This window comes from Nostoc sp., from assembly GCF_036917975.1.
In the GTDB taxonomy this organism is placed as follows: Bacteria; Cyanobacteriota; Cyanobacteriia; order Cyanobacteriales; family Nostocaceae; genus Nostoc.
In genome coordinates, this window is record NZ_JBALEJ010000024.1 from 572,116 (window position 1) to 588,523 (window position 16,408).

A 16,408-nucleotide genomic window follows, 5' to 3' on the forward strand; every position below is an offset into this window, starting at 1 on the left:
ACAACCATAAAGTAAATAAAGACCCAATACGGTTCGGTTAAGGTTTTTTGATGAAAATTCTAGATCACAAAGACGCGATAAATCGCCGTCTCTACAATAATCAGTTCGGGTGCATCCCAATTTGGCAGATTGATTTTGTAGTGCGAGCATCTTGCTCGCTTGAATCTATTATGCGAGCGAGACGCTCGCACTACTTATTACATTATGGGATGCTCCCAATCAGTTCCTTGTAGAGACGGCGATTTATCGCGTCTCTTGCCTTAACCGAACAGTATTGAATAAAGACCAATTGATTAAAATCCTAAATTCTGCTCACGCCAATGATTTTTTCTCACTCGTGAGAAATTGGGGATCTGGAATAACTGCATTTAACTTTTTGCTCATCTCAGATCATCATAATATGATCTTTTGATTGAGTGGTGAGTGTTACTTTACAGGGATAAAGGTAAAAAGGAGGCGATCGCTATGTTATCAGTCAGCGATGCAGAAGCAATTATTTTAAATTTGGTACAACCGTTGGATGATCAACGGGATACAGAAGTTGTCGATTTATTCACAGCCGATAGTCGGATTTTAGCAACGCCTGTCACCAGTCCGCTAGATTTTCCCCATTGGGATAATTCGGCAATGGATGGCTATGCAGTCCGCTACGAAGATGTACAGCACTCTAGTGCCGAACAATCAGCCGCTTTAGAAATTGTTGAAGATATTCCGGCCGGGTATCAGCCCAAGTCTACAATTCAACCAGGGCAAGCTGCGCGGATTTTTACTGGTGCGGTGATTCCAGCAGGTGCGGATACTGTAGTCATGCAAGAGAAGACACGCCGGGAAGACAAGCACGTATTTATCCTAGATGCACCAAAACCGCAAGAATTTGTCAGACACAAAGCCTCTTTTTACCAAGCTGGAACACAACTACTACCAGCAGGAATTAAGTTAAATGCCTCAGAAATTGCCGTATTGGCAGCAGCACAGTGTCCGCAATTAAGTGTTTACCGCCGTCCACGGATAGCAATTTTATCCACTGGTGATGAGTTGGCAACAATTGATCAACCGTTACAACCAGGGCAAATTGTGGATTCTAATCAGTATGCGATCGCAGCTTTGGTAAGAGAAAGTGGTGCAGAACCCTTAATTTTAGGCATTGTGAAAGATGATCCAGTTGCTCTGGAGAAAGTTATTAGCCACGCCGTTGCGATCGCTGATATAGTCATCTCCTCTGGTGGTGTCTCAGTAGGAGATTATGATTATGTTGACAAAATTCTCGAATCGCTAGGAGCAAAAATTCACATTCGGGCTGTAGAAATGAGGCCAGGAAAACCCCTCACCGTCGCCACCTTTCCCAGTCCCCAGTCCCCAGTCCCCAGTCCCCAGTCCCCGCTTTATTTTGGTTTACCAGGGAATCCTGCGGCTGTATTGGTGACATTTTGGCGGTTTGTGCTACCAGCAATCAGGAAACTTTCGGGAATTACTGAAGGTTGGGAATCAGTATTTTTGAAAGTGCGATCGCATGATGAATTGCGATCGGATGGCAAGCGTGAAACTTACCTTTGGGGTAAATTGCATTTAATTAATGGAGTTTACGAATTTCACAAAGCTGGTGGTAGTCATAGTTCCGGCAATTTAATTAATTTAGCTCAAACCAATGCTTTAGCTGTTTTACCGATGGGTACAACATTAATTTCGCCACAAGAAGAATTGCAAGTTTTGCAGCTTGGGTAATCTTTATTTGATGTGAGCAACGGTAACACCGGTGCCGCCATCTGCTTGTTCTGCTGGTTCGTAGTTGTTCACTCTGGGATGCTGTTGCAAAAAGGCGTGGACACCTTGCCTTAGCTTACCAGTGCCATACCCGTGAATAATCCAGACTGGGCCTGTAGCTTCCGAAATGGCTTTATCTAAAATGTATTCGGCATCAGCTACCCGTTTACCACGCAAATCGATGGTATTTTGAGAAGTCCGAATTTCTGGGACACTTTGCGGTGGCGGGGTTACTGCTGCTGGGGCTGGCTTGGGTTTGACGACTGGTTCGGCTTTTTGACCATCTAAAGATTCTATATCTTCTAACTTCACAGCCATTTTCATTAGCCCAAAGCGAACGCTTAACTGTCCATCTTCATCAGGGGCGGTGATTACTTCTGCTACCTGTCCCAATTTGGGAACACGGATGCGATCGCCTACTTTGGGCATAAACCCAAGTTTTGGTTTTGCTGGTATTGCTGGCTGATATTGCTGGCCAATTTGATTCAAAGCATTAGTTGCTTGCTGCGCCTCTTGGGCTGTGGGCGTACCTTTCTGCAAACGGCGAATCACTTGGGCAATTTCACCTTTTGCTTGAGCGATCGCTTGTTGCACTGCTACTTCCTGTGAAGCCCGCAAACTGCTTTCCCTCTCCTCCAAACTTGCGGCTTTTGCGGATACTTCTTTGTATAAACGTTCCGCTTGCTGCAACAAAATTTGGGCTTCGGCAGCTTTGGTTTCCTGGCGGCGGCGTTGCGCTTCTAAGCCAGCAATCACCTGGTTAACTTCATCTGTGGCCTCTCCCACTTGGGTTTTTGCCTGTTGTACTACTTCAGGTTTTAATCCCAAGCGTAGGGCAATAGTTAAAGCATTAGAACGTCCGGGGATGCCCCACAGCAGACGATAAGTTGGCGAGAGAGTACTTTCGTCAAATTCTACAGAGGCATTTTCAAAGCGATCGTCTTCGTATTTTAGGGCTTTCAGTTCGCCGAAGTGAGTGGTGGCAATAGTTAGCTGGGCATGGTTAGCGAGATATTGCAACAAGGCGATCGCTAAAGCACTACCTTCAACTGGATCGGTTCCTGCACCGACTTCATCAAGTAATACTAGGGATTGGGGATTGGGGATTAGGGATTGGGGATTAGGAATTTCCTTTTCCCCAGTCCCCAGTTCCAAGTCCCCAGTCCCCAGTCCCAAGTCCCCAGTCCCCAGTTCCAAGTCCCCAGTCCCCAGTTCCAAGTCCCCAGTCCCCAGTCCCAAGTCCCCATTCCCCAATGCTTCTAAAATCCGACTAATTCGGCGGATGTGTCCAGAGAATGTGGATAAACTTTGCTGTAAGGATTGTTCATCGCCAATATCTGCCAGCACTTGATCAAACCAAGGGATTTCCACTGGTTCGCGGGCGGGGACAAATAAACCCACTTTCGCCATCAATGCTGCTAACCCCAAGGTTTTTAAGCTTACAGTTTTACCGCCAGTATTTGGCCCGGTAATTGTCACTACCCGAATTTGCGGACTAATCAACAAATCTACAGGAACTACTGGTTGCCCTTGTTCGTGCTGTTGCTGCCACACTAACAAAGGATGTCGTAAGTTCCGCAAGGTAATGATTTCCTTGTCTTCCCGGTGGATAAATCGCGGGGGATTCGCCCCTAGCCAGTAACTATATCGCGATCTCGCGGTTGCCAAATCCAAAGTGGTGGCGATCGCTAACAATCTCTCTAAATCTGCTTTGACTGCGGCGACAAGTTCTGTCAAAATGCGGCGAATGGTTTCTTCTTCGGCTTGTTCTCTTCTGATAATCTGCCGTAGTTGGTTGCCTAGAGGCACTACTGAATTCGGTTCTACGTACAGCGTTGCACCACTAGTAGAGGTATCGTGAACAATACCGGGGATGGCATCTTTTTGGGGTGCTTTTACAGGGATGACAAAGCGATCGCTGCGTTGCGTAATTAGCTGTTCTTGAACTGCGCCAGATTTTGCCTGTAAGATATTTTGCAGTTTTTGAGTAATTTGGCTGCGTAATCGGCGCAAGTCTGTGCGAATTTCTCCCAGTTTTTGACTCGCGCGATCAGTTACTTGGCCCCGTTCATCAATACAACGGTGAATTTCCTGTTCTAGTTCGGGATAAGTCCGCAAATCGGCAACTAAATCAGTGAGTATCGGCAAATCTTCCTGATTGTCAATGACACGGCGCAAATTTCTCGCACCAGCGAGGGTAGTGGCGATCGCTAACAGTTCATCCCCTGTCAAAGTTCCACTGCGTTCTGCACGTTCCAAGGAATCGCCAATATCTTGAATTCCCTCAAATGACAGCCCCGTAGTCAGGCGATTTTCCAGTCGGTAGACTTCTTTGGTTTGCTCTAACAACTGTTCACTCTGGATCTGAGAATCGGGTATTTTCAGATGACGCGCAGCTGTCGCCCCCAGCTTAGTTGCCGCAAAGGTGGCAAGGTGCTGGCAGAGGCGATGCCATTCTAATAGTTCTAAGGTTTCAGATTGGATCAAGGTTTCAACATCTAATCTGAAATTATCGTAACAATTATAGTTCCTAGATGGGTGACATACAATTTATCTCCCTGGTTTACCTCACCCTCAATCCCTCTCCTTATAAAGGAGAGGGAAGCTAGAGACAGATGAAGTTTTGCATCTTATTTAATCCATGTTCCTTAGCGTCTCCCCTTCTCCCAAAAGGAGAGGCTAACGCCAAGGGAGAAGACTCGCTAACGTAATTAAGTTTTGTAGCAGAGTTTTAGAACCTGCTACAAAATCTGCTGCCAAATCTACAGAAGTTATTTAAGCTGCGGCTATTTCTTGTGCCAAAACGTAAGGCTGGACGATGAGAGTATTAAATCGCTTACTACGCTCAAGATTCCATTCTCCCACCTGTACTGTCGTGGGTTTGGTAATCAATAGCTCATCAATCCACTGCTGCACTGATGGAATGTTATCACTGGCGATCGCTACTCCAACATCTATCAAGTTTAAATCAGGTGCCACCAAAATTACTGCGTCTCGTTGTACATGAGGAATTAGCCACTCCCACTCTGCCTCATCCAAAATCTTTGTTAATTCCGCTCTTAAATCCGACATTATTTCCCGATTTGTCTTTTCTAAGATAATATTCTACAAATGTTACAAATCGTAATCTGATTCTTACGGCTATATTTCCAGATGCTTTAACACGTCTGCCACATAGAGTTCCTTAATCTCAGCAATAACTCTTTAACATCGGTAATTAATCCCAACAAACGCTAACCATCTCCCACCTCGCTAATTCCCCGTTTTCTGGGAAATCGTGGTTTTTAATAGGTATTTTTTCCTATTTTTGGGGTGGTTTTTAGTGAAACAACTACCCTAAAATTACAAAACATCCTGAAATCTATATAAATTAATGCTTTCATCTATCCACATCAGGCTACAACACCTTAGAATGATTCATTGAAAAGTCGAGCCGATGGGATGTACAGCCGTTTTGAGTAAAAATACTCCCAAAGGATGATTTTTGTATTTCTGCGAACAAGTTTTTCAGTATAAGATGTATTGATTTGCATCCGTACTGAAATCTCAAGTAAACCTTCAGGAGTTTGACATGAACAAAGGTGAATTAGTTGATGCCGTAGCTGAAAAAGCTAGTGTTACCAAGAAACAAGCGGATGCAGTCTTAACTGCCGCTTTGGAAACGATTATTGAAGCGGTTTCCTCTGGTGATAAGGTGACATTGGTGGGATTTGGTTCATTTGAATCACGGGAACGTAAAGCTCGTGAAGGTCGCAACCCGAAAACAAATGAAAAGATGGAAATTCCAGCCACGAGAGTTCCTGCTTTCTCAGCAGGAAAACTGTTTAGAGAAAAGGTAGCACCCCCAAAAGCATAGGTTCTGTCTTCGGGAACCCTTTTTTAATGCGGCAACCTGCACACGGGGGAAATTTAGCCTGGGCAGCGGCACTGGCTGGCTGTCCCCCTGATGCTATTCTGGATTTTTCTGCTAGCATCAGCCCGTTGGGGCCTCCAAACAGCGCGATCGCTGCTATACTGTCCCAAATTGGTAATCTTAAGCACTATCCAGACCCAAATTATAGTGAACTGAGACTAGCTCTCAGTCACTTCCATCAATTGCCGCCTGAGTGGATTCTGCCGGGTAACGGCTCCGCAGAATTACTCACTTTAATCGGTCGGGAATTAGCTCAATTAGCCGCGACAATTTTAATAACTCCAGCCTTTGGCGACTACTACCGAACCCTAAAGGCATACGACGCGAAAGTGCTGGAGTGTCCCCTGATTAGTTCTGAGCAACGAGTGCTGAGTGCTGAGTTACCAGTTTTACTCAGCACTCAGCACTGGCTCAATGCCCTGCTACCGCTAACAGCAGTAGTTCAACGCCCCACTGCCGCTAACAGCACTCACTGTGGATTATTGCTGAATAATCCCCACAACCCAACCGGAAAGCTATTCTCGCGGGACTCTATATTGCCCTACTTGGAGCAATTTGCTTTGGTTGTGATGGATGAAGCATTTATGGATTTTCTGCCGCCCAATGAGGAACAAAGCCTGATTCCGGTGGTACAGGAATATCCAAATTTAGTAGTATTGCGATCGCTGACCAAATTTTACAGTCTCCCAGGATTGCGATTAGGATATGCGATCGCACACCCCGATTGTCTAGCAAAATGGCAGCTATGGCGCGATCCTTGGCCTGTAAACACACTAGCGGCAGCGGCGGCAATTGCAGCACTCCAGGACACGGAGTTTCAGCAGCAAACTTGGGCATGGCTACCACCTGCACGAAACCAACTCTTTCAGGGTTTAGCTGAAATCCCAGGATTGCAACCCCAAGTAAGCGCTGCTAACTTTTTACTAGTTGAGTCTCAACAGTCTACTTTGCAGTTGCAGCAAAAATTACTCAAACATCATCAAATTTTAATCCGTGATTGCCTTAGCTTTCAAGAACTAGGCGATCGCTTTTTCCGGGTTGCTGTACGTGAAGAGTCCGATAACCAACGCTTACTAACAGCGCTAAAAGAGAGTTAGGAGTTATAAGTTATAAGTTAGGAGTTATAAGTTGAAGAAAGGTTTTAACTCTTAATTCCTAACTCCTAATTCCTAACTCCTAATTCCTAACTCTAAATTCACGTGACTAATGACTACGATATTGTAATTATTGGCGGCAGTCTTGCTGGATATTACGCTGCCCTTGCTGCAACCCAACTACGTGCTACAGTTGCCCTGGTGGAACCCAAAGTAGATTATGGGTTTACTCATCACCATACTCTTACGGAAATTGCTAAACTGGCACAGAAGTTGAATAATGCTGCTGGTTTTGGTATTCACGCCACCCACACTAATACCTCAGAAAAATGCCATATATCTATGGCATGGCAAGAAGCAATGCTGTATGCTCAATGCGTCGCCTCAAATCTTAAAGAACAGCATTCACCAGCCATCCTAGCCGCGCAGGGAGTCGATGTCATAGTTGGCAGTGGTCAATTTCAGTCTTCCCCCCAATTGGCTTTTGCAGTTAACAATCGCTTATTACGCGCCCGTACCTATTTGCTAGCCACTGGTTCACGTCCAGAAATTCCTGAGATTGAAGGATTGCAAGACACTGGCTATCGAACCCTGTCTAATATTTGGCAATCCTTACAGGGAGAGACATTACCCAAAAATTGGGTAATTATCGGCGGAATTCCCCAAAGCATTGAAATCGCTCAAACTTTAGCGCGGTTTGGTTGTAGTGTGACGTTAGTAGTCAAGCATCCTTATGTTCTCCCCTATTTAGAGCCTGACATAGCCATATTGCTCCAGGCGCAGTTAGAAGTCGAGGGTGTGCGCGTCCTCACCGAAAAACCAGTAACTCAGGTGAAGCTAATTGAGGATAAAAAGTGGATTCAAGCAGGAGATAAGGCCTTTGAAACTGATGAAATTTTAGTGGCGACTGGACAACAGCCAAATCTTGAATCTCTCAATTTGGCAACAGTAGGCGTGAAATGGCATCGACGTAGTTTAGTAGTGAATGATAAATTACAAACCACTAACCACCGCATTTATGCTTGTGGTGATGTAATTGGTGGTTACGACTTTGCCAATATCGCTAATTATGAAGCCAAAATTGCCCTGAACAATGCCCTCTTTTTCCCCAGGCTACGAGTAAATTATTGCTCCACTCCTTGGGCGATATTTTCTGTGCCGATGCTGGCGCAAGTGGGTTTGACTGAAGCCCAAGCAAAACGCCAATTTGGTAGAAATGAAGTTTTAGTTTTGCGACAGTATTTTAAAACAGTGGTAGCAGCCCAAATTTGCGGCGAAACTACTGGTATGTGTAAATTAATTGTGCTACGCAATGGGGAAATTTTGGGAGCTTCGATATTGGGGGGAGAAGCTGGAGAATTAATTAATTTAATTGCCTTGGCAATATCACAAAAAATTAAAGTCAAAGATTTAGCAAATTTATCTCCTGTCTATCCCAGTTTCTCAGTAATTCTGGAACAGACTGCAAAAGAGTGGAGTAAACAAAAGTTAAATAGCAATATTGCTTTGCAAGAGTTTTTAGAAGGCTTCTTCCATTTCCGCCGCAATTGGAATTTATGAGTGGGGAGTTAGGAGACGCGATGAATCGCGTCTGTACAAGAGTTTCGCCTCGTTCCCAGCCTCCAGGCTGGGAATGTATTCCGAGAGGTTCTACCTCTCGTCAAGCCCCTGGAGGCGGAGCCTCCTGGTAGGCATTCCCAGTCGGAGACTGGGAACGAGGCGAATTACAAATTATTTAAAAATGCCTGCATTATCCACACTACTCCGGCTGCTACTAGAGGCACGCTGAGGTTATCTGTGCCGTGGGGTGAGACTGCCTCTGCTAGGGTGGCGAAAGTAGCAGTTACCACTGCCGTCAATAAGGCCCATCCTAAACCTAAAGGCGTTGCTAGGGGACTCAGCGACGAACCAGGTAGCAGCAACAGCACCAAGAAAATCACCACTGTACTTGCTACAAACATTGCTGCCGAACCTTCCCAGGAACGCACAGAATTTCCCACTTGGTATTTATGCTGTCCGAAGCGTCTACCGATTAATGCTGCTAGCGCATCACCCCAGGTCATTGCCATTATCCCAGCAACCGCGATCGCAACGCTATCTACTGGCCCATCTGGTCGCCACAGCAGCCCGAATAACAGCGTCACTGAAATAGCAAAATAAACTGTACCAGGTGAGCTATCTTCAGTATCCATTGCGCCAATGATTCGGTAGCGGTAAAACAGGTAATTGAGTCCGATAAAGGTAGCAAAAGGTATAATTCCGATTTGCCAGCTATTAAACAGCAGCAGGACACCGAAAACCCACATCCCTGCACCAATATGAATCACTTTGCGGGTCAAATCTGCTTTCACACCAAATAGCCTACGCAGTGCCTCACCAATGACAAGCAGACTGGTGGCGTAAACATAAGAAATTGCTAGTCCGATAAAATCATTTGTCATTTGTCATTTGTCATTTGTCATTAGTGCTTCACTTGGGTCGATCGCTATTTCTTCTAAAATTCTTTTCTACTGACGAAACGCTACCAATACCTTGAAGAATACCACGACCGATTAAACCTAAACCACGACCAACTATTTGAGTGAGAATGAAGACTATACCGCTACCTAAAAAAGATAATAGTGATTTTAGACGCGGTGCGATCGCATCACTAAATTCTAGGAGCAATGTCACTACTAAAGGAATATTAGAAAGTCTTACTAACTCTTGATTTCGAGGAGCATAAACTGAAGTGTTGGCAATGCCACGAGGCACAATTACAAATAACTCATGGCGACTTTCAAAAACTGCTTTTGGTTCTTTTATATAATTCCTCAATCGATATTTCCATGACAAATCATTTCTAAATCTTTCAATCTCTCTTGTGGAAATTAATTGCTGCCCATAAAAATTTTGCTTAATCTCTTCTACATCTGCTAAAGAATTTAGCAATGGTTGCACTACCCCATTCGCTACCTGAATTAACAAGTTCTCTAAAATCATTAGTGCCTGAGACTTAGACTCAGCACTCACTACTGAATATGAGGTATTATCAATATTCAATTCTATTTGAAATATTAGATAAGAGTATAACTCACAAATTAGCGGAATTTTATTGAGAATATCTCTTTGCACGATTTCTGTATTTTGTAACAATAAGTTAACAATTTCTATGTTTTGATTACCTATTTGGATTCGAGAAAATTTCCCAAAGAAATCTGTAACTACTACTTGCCATAAGTCGCGTATCAAGATATTTTTTACTTCATATAACTGATTTATCTCAATGTTAGAAGCACGTAATTCATCTAACTGTTGAGCTAATTTTTGCAGTATCAGATAAAGTAATTCCCGTTTTTTATCTTCACGAAAGATGTCAATTTCTAAAGGTATATCTGTGACATTTTTTAAAGGAAATTGAAGTTTAGTAACGCAAGATGCAAACAAGACAGATTGTAGTGTTCCCGGACTAAGTAAAGGTGACACAGTTTGCCTTTGTTGAATGGCACTACTCAACGAAGGATTCAAAGGCGACTCATCAGCAATCGAAATTTCCTCTTGCTTTTCTTGTGATGAAACCAATAACCGATTTAGCAACCAACGAGCTGCTAACAGTTCTCGCCGCCGTCCAGCTAGAATTGCTCGATCTAGTACTGGTAATCCGGGAACTTGTAATTGTGCTGTTACTGCGGCCAGGGTAGACTCAATGTTAGCGATTCCTGACAAACGGAAATTATTTCTGAGTTTAGAAAATGGGAGTGGGGAGTGGGGAGAGACGCGATTAATCGCGTCTGTACTAGGGGGTGGGGAATTAGGAGTTATGATTGCTTCCGCATCGCCAAACCAGTAAGAACCTCCATTTGCAACCTCTTGGATGGCAGCGACTAACTCAGGCGGTGGTGTACCTTTAGGGCAGTAGCCATTTACACCAATAGATTTTGCCGCTAATAGCAGTCCTTGTTCTTGGACAGAACTGAGGAGCAAAATTGGGAGGTTGGGATATAAGGCTCTGAGTTGGCGACAGAATTGTAAACCTAGCTGTTGACTGGTGGTAGAGCGACCATTACCGAACTCCAAAACTACCAAATTTACCTGGTTAGGGTCTTTTTCGGCAATTTCTGCTAAAATCTGCAAGGCAACGGTATCAGTTTCTACTGCTGCGATCGCTACCAAGTTAGGAATTGCTTCCAAAGCTACCTGTAAACCCAGACGAAAAATTGGGTCTTGGTCGATTAACAATAATTTTATCGGGCGATCGCTCATAATCCACTCAATACACAAGCAGTGTTTTTACCAATCAAAAAACAACTTTGATACAAAACTATTGTCTTTATCGTAAATTAAAGGGTTTAAGAACCTGCAATCTACATGTAGCACCCATTTCAGTAGGGGTTTAAATCCCCCGTTAGCGCTAGCGTAAAGCCTTCTCTTTCAGAGACGCTAACGCGAACGGCATGGCAACGCTATGAGCGACGGAGGAGTGTCAGTTGCCACAACGCTCTTAACTATCGCTTGGCACTTCTCTTCTCTACGAGACGCACTCGCGTTCGTCTGAAATTTCTTTAATTTTGAATTTTGAATTTTGAATTTTGAATTGTTAACATTGTTACCTGTTTTCGCAAACTGATAAATCGATCATAATTGCCTCATGCAGCCTTCATTATGTAATTAAATGAACCTGAGTATTCGGCACTGGTTGGCAGAACGTCATATCGCAATCAATCAAATCACAGGGTTTTCAGCAGGGCAACTGGCAGGTATTGCCTACCGTATTGTTCAGGATATGGAAGTCAAAAGCCTTGTACCTTTTGATATCTGTACCTTGGTAGAGGTTTTAGAACTGCCCTTAAATATTGTTTGGGAAGAAATTAGTGTCATTTCCCGGTTGACAGAAAACCTGTTGCGTAGCCTTAGCCAAAAAAAACCATTAAAACGTAACGAAGGCACGTGGCTAGCGTTTCAGATTGCCTATCTCCAGGCTTTGCAAGCAATTTTAGAGCAGGAGTCAAGGCTACAAAGACCGTGGCTAGACCGAGCAAGTATACCTGTCCAGCCACACATTCTTATAGAAGACGTGGGTAGACTCATCCTTCAAGATCCGCAACTACAAGGATTGCTGAAAACTCTCACCCCAGGTAAATTGACTGATACTCAAGCTGAACAAGCACTATCTTTGGTTGCAGACTCATTGCTAGTGCAACAAATAAATAGCGCTGTCATCGCTTGGTTAGTTGCCAATGGTGCAGAGGAAACTGAAGCTAAACTCTTAACACAGCGTTTGGTCAACTCACTTCCTGGTGACATGCTGGTAGTTGTCACCGAAAATGCTGCACCTTTAGCCCAATTACAAAAATTTTTCCGATTGGGGATTTCATTATCTCCCAGCTTCATCACCCCAGAAGTTGGTTCTACAGTCGGTGAGAAAATTGATTTGCACCGAGAACATTACCGTGCAAGTTTGATTCAAAACCTTAGTCAGCCTTTGCTGATGGAATCCTTTGCTCTCCAGGATATCTATGTGCCACAAAAAGGCTTACCAATAGAAGAAAATATTTCTGAGCAGGATCAAAAAACTGTTAAACCAGTTGATTTAAAGACATGGGCAGAGCAACAGCTAACTGATTTAGAAACGATCGCTGTAATTGAGTCGGAACCTGGTTATGGAAAAACTAGTTTTTGCCAACTTTGGGCAGCACAAGTCGCACAAGAATTATACCCTACTTGGATGCCGATAGTAATTCGGTTACGAGATGTAAAATACGGCAAAACTTTCATCGAAACCTTAAATTCTGCCTTTCCTGTTAATCTTTCAACTTGGTTAGAGCAAGAAAATGTCCCTTGTCTATTGCTGCTGGATGGTTTGGATGAACTTCCCCATTCTGCTCAGGGTATCAGGGCACAAGCAATTTTTCTTCAGCAATTATTGAACTTTCAATCTCAGCATCGACACAAAGTTGTGTTGACGTGTCGTTCAACGACGTTACCAGAAATCGTCTCGGAACTACCGCTATTATTGAAGCGAATTATTATCCAGCCATTGGATGTAGATGAACTCAAACAATGGTTTCAGCAGTGGGCAAAAGTGCAATCATTACCCATTGCTCAAAATTTATTTACATTGCTAAAACAGTCAGGGGTATTTGCCAGCCAATCCAAATTAAGAGAATTATCTGCCCTTGTTCGTCAACCTCTAATGCTGCATTTGTTGGGCATTTTGCACCGCGACGGATTGCTAGATGATGAACTATTGCAGTTAGCTGCTAATACCCAAAAGTCTTTTCTGTTATGGGAGATTCATCATCGTCTGAGTCGATGGCTATTGGGATATCCGCTAATTGGTGGCATTAAAACAATGCTATTGCGTTCAGGATCGGCTCATATCCACCGTACTCCAGAAGCGATCGCTAATTTACTTGCTGGTCGTCATCCTCAAGATTTACTTGAGCAGATGCAAGCGATCGCTCTTCAAATTTTACACTCACAACGTCATCAAATTAATGTCACTGGTGAATTTAAGACTCTACCAGAGTTTTATTTTAAAATTCGGGATGTAGAAAGCTCAGGCGAAAGTGTAACCCAAAGTAGTTTAATTGAGTTTTCACACATCAAGTTAGGAGAATTTCTTTGTGCAGATGCTATTGCTGCCCAACTTAAATTTCTGACTCAGTACCAAGATGAGGCTTATGGTACGCCCAGTTTCGCGCTTGATTCTCCCAGCAGCCTAGCCCAATATATTTATAATTTACTAGGTTACGGCATACTTAGCCAAGAAATTGAAGAACTGGCGATCGCCGGATTACGTCGCCAGCAAAAACACAAGTTTTCATTTGAAGTCTTATTTCAACGTCTTTTATCTTTCTGGCGTGCTTACTCTCAAGGACGTTGGTTAGATGAGGGGATAGCCCACAAAGCTTTAACTAATTTTCACGCACTACAAAACCCTGTGAATGTTGAACAAGTGAATGCTGCTGTGGGACTGAATGTATTTTTATTGCTTTGTGCTTGCTACCGAGAAACAAAAATTCCTTATTGGCCTTGTGGGAATCCAGTTAATTTGACAGAATTCAACCCAGAGATGCTGAGTGTGCTAATTGCGAGGACAACAGTCTTGCATAAAAGTGCTTTCGCAACCCGAATCAAATCTCTGGCTGGACTCAATTTATCGGGAGCCTCTTTATTACAAGTGACGTTAACTGGGATAAATCTTGAGCAAACAAACTTATCCAATGCGGAGTTAATGGGGGCGAATTTAGCTGGAGCCAATTTGCAACAGGCGAACCTCACAGGCGCGAACCTTACAGGCACAAACCTTGCAGGCGCAAACCTGCAACAGGCAAATCTCACAGGCGCAAACCTGCAACAGGCGAATCTAAGAGGGACAAATCTTAATTCTGCCAATCTCACCAATGCCTGTTTATTTGATGCAATTCTCACTGATACTGAGAAAAAATTTGCTGCTGATAATGGTGCTTTGTTCTCCAAAGAGTCGTTTCAAAGACTGAAACATTTGCGATTGCAGCAGCCTTTCTTAAACACCGTCCAAATCACCCCAAACATTGATGTTAATTGGAAAAATACCCCTGCGATCGGACAAATCGAAAGCTGCGAAGGCGCAATTTTGCCACTAGATTTATATGATGATGATGCCGATGATGAAACGGTTTTTGGCAATAATTCTATTGGGGAATAGGGCATTGGGCATTGGGCAAAACAGTTCCGAGAAATCATTATAAAGACGCGATAAATCGCCGTCTCTACAAAATATTGATTACAGCGCTTCCCGCTATTATGCAATACAGTTTTTATCCTTACCCCCTCTTAGCATAGCTTTCAGTTTTGAGGATGTACCTCATAGCTGCCGTAAGTGCTGTATTGTAGAGACGGCGATTCATCGCGTCTTTTGTCTTAACCGAACAGTATTGATTCTCTTCCCAGTCCCCAGTCCCCAGTCCCCAATCCCCAATCCCCAATCCCTAGCCCTCTTGCGAATTACGGTAGCCAAAAAAGTTAATACTGTAGTCAGTAATTCTCACTCCTGTTTGTTCTTCAATTTTGCGGATAAAATCTTCTGGCAGTTCTACATGAACATCAAGAATTTGATTTGTATCTATACAGTTGACATGACTGTGAGAGTCACTGATGTTGCCGTACAAACGCCCATCACAGCGTTCAATACACTCAATGATGCCTTGACTTGATAATGCTTCTAAATTTTGATAAACAGAAGTATGACCGATCTCTTTGCCTTGTAGGTTCAAGCGATCGTAAATCTCTCTTGCTGCAAGGTGTTCATTTGCTTGCCAAAGTAGTTCCAGAATAAAGCGACGCTGACGACTGACGCGCATACCCAGGATTTGACAGCGCTCAAGCGCATCTTCTAAGGAACGAATTGGTTTTGTAGTAATTGTTTGTTTTTGCATATTACAGCTTATTAACTGTTGAGGGAATTTTCCCATCTAAATGTTTATTGGTTATTTAATATATGCAACTCTATTGCACACCGCTGTTTTACCTGTACTTATGTTTTGGCTTCTGATGCTGCGGAAGTAACAGGTGGCGATAATGATTTTTTTTTTGGCTTGTATGACGGCTACTTTGTCAGACCTTAATCTAAAACAAACTCATTACAACTTTAACTTAAAATTGCTGTAAATGTCCACCTTGGGGCAGGCATTGCCTTACCCAAGTAGGCTAATTCTCATGGAATACCATATTAATCGTGTAGTAATTATTTAGTTAGGTGTGGGTAATTATAGCAATGATAAAAGTAATATTTAATTTTAGTAAAAATCAGTGAAGTGAGTGGCGTAGGTGTAGCCCGCCGCAGGCATCGCCAACAGATAATATTAAGGCTAGTAACTAGATGTATCTTTATGATAACCAGCAAAAATTAAGCAAAAGTATCAAATAAATTTGAGCAGGTCAGACTTGTGTTTAAACCTTGTGTAGGTTGACCAAATTATCAGCAAAAAAGTATCAGTAAATACTAATTGATTTTTAGAGGTCAATGTAGCGTCAATCGCTGAAAGCTGCTACTGTATATTGTCGATCCTACAGTTGAGCATCAAGAAAGTGGCTGCTGAATCAATAACAATTGCGATCGCACTCAATAATGACTTCATTAACAATCTGGATCTGTCGCCTGCGTCAACGGTGATTGAAAAACTGCTGCAAGATGGGGTTACATCCCATGAACAGCAGCTACGCTTTGATATCAATTACGATCTCGAACCTGGCGATCCACGGGAACTATCAGAAATTCCAGAGGTGCGGCTGTGGTTTGTGCGCCTAGATGCCAAATATCCCTGGTTGCCATTTTTACTAGATTGGAAAGCTGGAGAGTTTGCTCGTTATGCCGCCATGCTTGTACCACACCAGTTTAGTTCCCAAGAAGGTATTCAGTATAATCCCGAAGCCTTAGAGATATTTTTGATGCACAAAATCTTTATTTTAGGTGATTGGCTCAAACAGCAAGACATCCCCAGCCTATCGCGGCTGAAGTCTATGGCCCAAATGCTGGGCTATGAATTAGATGATGCTTTTTTTGGGATATTTTAATCAGAAAGAATTCAGGAGTCAGGAGCCAGAATTCAGTCAAATTAAGACCTGGCGAATATAATTCGCGGCTATACTGGCATTGTCCGCCTCCGCGGACTAAAGT

At 43.3% G+C, this 16,408-nt stretch carries 12 protein-coding genes; 7 read left to right on the forward strand and 5 right to left on the reverse strand.

The genetic code is table 11. From position 1 onward, the window contains the following. The first annotated feature begins 465 nt into the window (after positions 1-465). Complete coding sequence (locus tag V7K76_RS10905; RefSeq protein WP_335029784.1) at positions 466-1,722, forward strand: molybdopterin molybdotransferase MoeA; 1,257 nt, start codon at positions 466-468, stop codon at positions 1,720-1,722. A gap of 3 nt (positions 1,723-1,725) precedes the next feature. On the opposite strand, the gene V7K76_RS10910 is transcribed toward V7K76_RS10905, so the two are convergent. Further along, the gene (locus V7K76_RS10910; protein ID WP_335029771.1) at positions 1,726-4,248 is read right to left on the reverse strand and encodes an endonuclease MutS2; all 2,523 of its coding nucleotides are present in this window, start codon (positions 4,246-4,248) and stop codon (positions 1,726-1,728) included. Positions 4,249-4,536: 288 nt separating this feature from the next. After that, positions 4,537-4,833, reverse strand: a complete 297-nt coding sequence (locus V7K76_RS10915) for a DUF2288 domain-containing protein (RefSeq protein ID WP_334775900.1) — start codon at positions 4,831-4,833, stop codon at positions 4,537-4,539. 499 nt (positions 4,834-5,332) lie between these two features. Between V7K76_RS10915 and V7K76_RS10920 the strand changes: the two genes are divergently transcribed. From V7K76_RS10920 to V7K76_RS10935, 4 genes are all read left to right on the forward strand, one after another. Next, entirely contained in the window at positions 5,333-5,617 is a 285-nt protein-coding gene (locus V7K76_RS10920) for an HU family DNA-binding protein (protein WP_010998076.1), read from the forward strand. A 26-nt stretch (positions 5,618-5,643) separates the two neighbouring features. Then, positions 5,644-6,771 carry a threonine-phosphate decarboxylase CobD gene (cobD, locus tag V7K76_RS10925; RefSeq protein ID WP_335029772.1) on the forward strand — a complete coding sequence of 376 codons (1,128 nt, stop codon included), beginning with the start codon at positions 5,644-5,646 and terminating at the stop codon, positions 6,769-6,771. A gap of 102 nt (positions 6,772-6,873) precedes the next feature. Beyond that, complete coding sequence (locus V7K76_RS10930; protein ID WP_335029773.1) at positions 6,874-8,328, forward strand: dihydrolipoyl dehydrogenase family protein; 1,455 nt, start codon at positions 6,874-6,876, stop codon at positions 8,326-8,328. Next, positions 8,325-8,459: a hypothetical protein gene (locus tag V7K76_RS10935; RefSeq protein ID WP_334775897.1), complete on the forward strand. Its 135-nt coding sequence runs from the start codon at positions 8,325-8,327 to the stop codon at positions 8,457-8,459. Before V7K76_RS10930 ends, V7K76_RS10935 begins: the two co-directional genes overlap by 4 nt. A 33-nt stretch (positions 8,460-8,492) precedes the next feature. Here V7K76_RS10935 and V7K76_RS10940 read toward each other — a convergent pair whose 3' ends face one another. Continuing rightward, the gene (locus V7K76_RS10940; protein ID WP_334775896.1) at positions 8,493-9,209 is read right to left on the reverse strand and encodes a diacylglycerol/polyprenol kinase family protein; all 717 of its coding nucleotides are present in this window, start codon (positions 9,207-9,209) and stop codon (positions 8,493-8,495) included. A 28-nt stretch (positions 9,210-9,237) separates the two neighbouring features. Next, positions 9,238-11,010, reverse strand: a complete 1,773-nt coding sequence (locus V7K76_RS10945; RefSeq protein ID WP_335029774.1) for a DUF3685 domain-containing protein — start codon at positions 11,008-11,010, stop codon at positions 9,238-9,240. A gap of 409 nt (positions 11,011-11,419) precedes the next feature. Between V7K76_RS10945 and V7K76_RS10950 the strand changes: the two genes are divergently transcribed. After that, entirely contained in the window at positions 11,420-14,437 is a 3,018-nt protein-coding gene (locus tag V7K76_RS10950) for a pentapeptide repeat-containing protein (RefSeq protein ID WP_335029775.1), read from the forward strand. A gap of 283 nt (positions 14,438-14,720) precedes the next feature. On the opposite strand, the gene V7K76_RS10955 is transcribed toward V7K76_RS10950, so the two are convergent. Next, positions 14,721-15,167: a Fur family transcriptional regulator gene (locus tag V7K76_RS10955; RefSeq protein WP_179067258.1), complete on the reverse strand. Its 447-nt coding sequence runs from the start codon at positions 15,165-15,167 to the stop codon at positions 14,721-14,723. A 667-nt stretch (positions 15,168-15,834) separates the two neighbouring features. On the opposite strand from V7K76_RS10955, the gene V7K76_RS10960 reads away from it, so the two are divergent. Then, positions 15,835-16,305: a CRR6 family NdhI maturation factor gene (locus V7K76_RS10960; RefSeq protein ID WP_334767536.1), complete on the forward strand. Its 471-nt coding sequence runs from the start codon at positions 15,835-15,837 to the stop codon at positions 16,303-16,305. The last annotated feature ends 103 nt before the right edge of the window (positions 16,306-16,408 follow it).

Bases quoted from the DNA above. Each gene is read 5' to 3' on its own strand.
- V7K76_RS10905 (WP_335029784.1), top strand. From the start codon at position 466: ATGTTATCAGTCAGCGATGCAGAAGCAATTATTTTAAATTTGGTACAA.
- V7K76_RS10915 (WP_334775900.1), bottom strand. From the start codon at position 4,833: ATGTCGGATTTAAGAGCGGAATTAACAAAGATTTTGGATGAGGCAGAG.
- V7K76_RS10920 (WP_010998076.1), top strand. From the start codon at position 5,333: ATGAACAAAGGTGAATTAGTTGATGCCGTAGCTGAAAAAGCTAGTGTT.
- cobD (WP_335029772.1), top strand. From the start codon at position 5,644: ATGCGGCAACCTGCACACGGGGGAAATTTAGCCTGGGCAGCGGCACTG.
- V7K76_RS10935 (WP_334775897.1), top strand. From the start codon at position 8,325: ATGAGTGGGGAGTTAGGAGACGCGATGAATCGCGTCTGTACAAGAGTT.
- V7K76_RS10940 (WP_334775896.1), bottom strand. From the start codon at position 9,209: ATGACAAATGATTTTATCGGACTAGCAATTTCTTATGTTTACGCCACC.
- V7K76_RS10945 (WP_335029774.1), bottom strand. From the start codon at position 11,010: ATGAGCGATCGCCCGATAAAATTATTGTTAATCGACCAAGACCCAATT.
- V7K76_RS10950 (WP_335029775.1), top strand. From the start codon at position 11,420: ATGAACCTGAGTATTCGGCACTGGTTGGCAGAACGTCATATCGCAATC.
- V7K76_RS10955 (WP_179067258.1), bottom strand. From the start codon at position 15,167: ATGCAAAAACAAACAATTACTACAAAACCAATTCGTTCCTTAGAAGAT.